Below are 1,860 nucleotides of genomic sequence, written 5' to 3'. Positions count from 1 at the left end.
TTAGGGTCAGCACTGGCGGTAACCCCATCATTCGGATTTCATATTTTAAAGAAAGCTAAAGAGGAACAAACCATTATTGGGCACGGGGATTTTAAATATAAAGTTCACAAGAACTGGGCACAAATATCCAATGCGCATAATCCAATATTAAACTGTCATGAAATGCAAATGGACAGCAAGGGAAGATTGCTCATGATTGGTGATCATACCGCCAATAATATATTAGTTTTTGATAAATCTGGGAAATTATTGGATTATTGGGGAACTGGCTATCCTGGGGGACATGGTTTAACGTTACATAACGAAGGTGGGGAAGATGTACTATATATAGTGGACTGTGGTTATTTTGTGGACAAAACAGGAAAAAACCAAGCTCAAGCAGGACAGGTGTTCAAAACTACCATTGATGGTCGTCTTATTTTCCCATTGCCTCATCCACATACCATAGGTGTCTATAAGGATGATGAGGCATACAGACCGACCGAAACGGCGGTAGGTCCCAATGGGGATATCTATGTAGCCGATGGCTATGGTTCGGATTATATTCTTCAATTCAATCATAAAGGTGAATTTATCAGAAAATGGGGAGGTAGAAATAATACCGATAAAAATTATAACCTAGCAAATGCCCATGGGGTGGCTGTAGATTACCGGGATAAGAACAACCCTGTTTTGATAGTGACGTCAAGAAATGATAATGCTTTTAAATTTTTCACGCTCGATGGAAAATATATTAAAACCTTGAATTTGCCTGGCGCTTTTGTGTGTAGAGCAGTAATGGATGAGGAAAACATTTATTCAGGCGTATGTTGGTCCGAAACACGGGAAGGAGAAAAATGGGTGCGAGATACCGGCTTTGTAACCATTTTAGATGGAGATAATAAGGTTGTTTCCAATCCTGGGGGAGAAGAACCAAAATATAATAATGGTAAGCTACAAACTATGCACAATTCCCTAAACCCAATTTTTAACCATGGTCATGACGTTTATGTGGACCCGGACAAAAATCTATATGTCTGTCAATGGAATGCTCATAATTCCGCGCCAATTAAATTAGAAAGGGTTTAGGATCTGTTTTGTCGTAGGATTAAGAAATAAAAGAAGATTATAATGGATGGTAGTGTACCAGATTTTATATTGTTTTTAGGTAGATTTCATCCACTTGTGGTGCACTTGCCCATTGGTTTTTTATTCTTTGCCTTTATTTTGGAACTCTATGGGCGTTGGAATAAGAATGCCACGCTGTCCATTGCAATTACCTTGGCCTTATTCTTTGGAGCTATAAGTGCTTTGGTGGCGTGTGTGCTAGGTTATATGCTTTCTTTAAGCGGCGATTATGAGGAGGGAATGTTAGATACCCATTTTTGGTTTGGAATAGCCACAACTATAATTACTTTATTTGCATGGGTCATACGTTCTGGAAAGCTTACTAATTTTAAATTTAATGGATTAAGGCCTAATATGGCTACCCTGGCTCTTGTAGTAGTTTTGGTGAGTGTTACAGGACATTATGGAGGAAATTTAACACATGGAAGTGATTATTTGGTGAAGTATGCACCGTTTGGAAGATCAGAAAAAGTAGTATTGCCACCTATCTCCCGCTTAGAGGAAGCAGCTATTTACGATTATTTGGTAAACCCTATCTTAGAAGCGAAATGTATCAGTTGTCATAATTCAAGTAAGAAAAAGGGTGGACTTTCACTTCAAGATACCATTGCTATGAAAAAAGGAGGAAAAAACGGAGAAGTCTATATCCCAGGAAATATAGCCAAGTCCGAAATAATTAGGCGGGTTATGTTGGATCCAACTGACGAAGATTTCATGCCTCCAGAAGGAAAGACGCCACTTACCGATGAAGAG

At 38.8% G+C, this 1,860-nt stretch carries 2 protein-coding genes; both read left to right on the top strand.

Annotated elements, in window-relative coordinates:
• Window positions 1-1,068 (top strand): NHL repeat-containing protein (locus tag G466_RS24190; RefSeq protein ID WP_026815005.1); only part of this gene is annotated, 1,068 nt, incomplete at its 5' end.
• 42 nt (window positions 1,069-1,110) lie between these two features.
• A partial coding sequence (locus tag G466_RS0118855) for a c-type cytochrome domain-containing protein (protein ID WP_026815004.1) occupies window positions 1,111-1,860 on the top strand: 750 nt, incomplete at its 3' end.

The sequence above is a fragment of the Arenibacter certesii DSM 19833 genome, from assembly GCF_000429545.1.
GTDB classification, from domain to species: Bacteria; Bacteroidota; Bacteroidia; order Flavobacteriales; family Flavobacteriaceae; genus Arenibacter; species Arenibacter certesii.
Note: the sequence above shows the minus strand (reverse complement) of the source record. Positions and strands in the feature narration are given on the sequence as shown.